Source organism: Kitasatospora putterlickiae (assembly GCF_039527695.1).
GTDB classification, from domain to species: Bacteria; Actinomycetota; Actinomycetes; order Streptomycetales; family Streptomycetaceae; genus Kitasatospora; species Kitasatospora putterlickiae.
The window spans coordinates 69,402-71,096 of the sequence record NZ_BAAAKJ010000068.1 but is presented as its reverse complement, the minus strand read 5'-3'; the positions used below and the strand labels follow the sequence as shown (position 1 = coordinate 71,096).

2 protein-coding genes are annotated in these 1,695 nt (G+C 78.6%); both read right to left on the bottom strand.

Annotated elements, in window-relative coordinates; genetic code table 11:
* On the bottom strand, positions 1-1,159 hold a 1,159-nt coding region (locus ABD308_RS08055), incomplete at its 3' end, for an MMPL family transporter (RefSeq protein ID WP_344329764.1).
* 61 nt (positions 1,160-1,220) lie between these two features.
* Positions 1,221-1,613 carry a hypothetical protein gene (locus ABD308_RS08050; protein WP_344329775.1) on the bottom strand — a complete coding sequence of 131 codons (393 nt, stop codon included), beginning with the start codon at positions 1,611-1,613 and terminating at the stop codon, positions 1,221-1,223.
* Between the last annotated feature and the right edge of the window lie 82 nt (positions 1,614-1,695).

Below are 1,695 nucleotides of genomic sequence, written 5' to 3'. Positions count from 1 at the left end.
ACAGCGCGCGCGGGCGGCGGGCGACCAGCGCCGCGAGCCGGGTCCAGACGGCGTGCACCGGGGCCCGGCCGTCGGCGGCGGGCCGGGCCGGCCAGTAGGCGGCGCGTCCGGCCAGCACCAGGGCGGCGGGCAGGAAGGTGAGCGCGGAGAGCACGGCGCAGCCGATGCCGATGGCGCCGACCGGGCCGAGCGCGCGGTTGTTGGTGAGGTCGGAGAGCAGCAGGACCAGCAGGCCGAGCGCGACGGTGGCGCCGGAGGCGGTGATCGGCTCGACGGACTGCCGCCAGGCGGTGCGCAGCGCGGCGAACCGGTCGCCGTGCAGGTGGAGTTCCTCGCGGAAGCGGGCGGAGAGCAGCAGGCCGTAGTCGGTGGCGGCGCCGATGACCAGGATCGACAGCAGCCCCTGGACCTGGCCGTCGACGGTGACCAGGCCGTGGTCGGCGAGCAGGTAGACCAGGGCGCAGGCGATGCCGAGGGCGAAGACGGCGCCGAGGATGACCAGCAGTGGCAGCAGCACGGCGCGGTAGACGGCGAGCAGGATCAGCAGGACGACGCCGAGCGCCACGCCGAGCAGCAGGCCGTCGATGCCGGCGAAGGCGCCGCCGAGGTCGGTGAGGATGGCGGCGGGTCCGGCCAGGCCGACGGTGGTGTCGGGGACGCGTTCGGCGAGCGCGCGGACGGCCCGTACGGTGTCGCCGGTCTCGCGGCCGAGGTCGGCGCGCAGCTGGACGACGCCTTGGACGGCGCGGCCGTCGGCGGCGGGGAGGGCGGGCGAGACGCGTCCGGTGGCGCCGGGCAGTGCGGCGGCGGACCGCAGGGCCTGTTCGGCGGCGGCGCGCCGGGTGTCGTCGAGGGGGCCGGTGCGGCTCTCCCAGACCACGATGACCGGCAGGGCGTCCCCGGCGCGGAAGTCCGCGCCGAGCCGTGCGGCCTCGGTGGACTCGGCGCTGCGGGGCAGGAAGGCGGCCCGGTCGTTGGTGGCGACCTCGCCGAGCCGGCCCGCGTAGGAGCCGACGGCGCCGCCGAGGCCGAGCCAGACGATCAGCAGGGCGAGCGGGACGAGCAGCCGGGCGCGGCGCCGCCGGGCGGGCGGGGCCGGCGGTTCGGCGGCGGGGTCGACGACGGGGGCGACGGCGGGGGCGGGACGGTCAGCGGGCATGGCGGGGCGCCCTCCGGACTGGGGCGGGGTGGCGGACAGCCCGGATCATATCTCTCGATGGTCAAGAGACTTGGCGGGTGGAGAGGTCTCGCGGCCGCGCCAGCAGTCCGGCCACCGAGAGCGCGCCCCAGCCGACCGAGACCGCGACCGCCATCACCCGGTGCCGCCGGGCCGGCAGGGCGGTGCCGAGCAGGGCGGCGTCGCCGAGGTCGGAGGCGATCCGCAGGGCGGTCGCGGTGCGCAGCGCGGCGTCGTTCGGCGCGAGGGCCATGGCGAGGCCGCAGGCGGCGTCGCGCAGGGCGATGGGGCGCAGGCAGGCGGCGACCGGGGCGGGCACCGAGCCGTCCGGCGCGGTGAGGCCGGAGGGGCGGGCGAGCAGTGCGGGGCGGCGGGCGACGGCGAGTCCGTAGACGGCGGTGGCGGCGCCGGTGAGGCGCAGCAGGCGGCGGTGCATGGCGGTGGTCTCCGGGAGGTGGCGGACGGGGCGTGACCAGTGTGCGAGGCGGGGGCCCGGGACGCGCCGACGGCCCACCGGT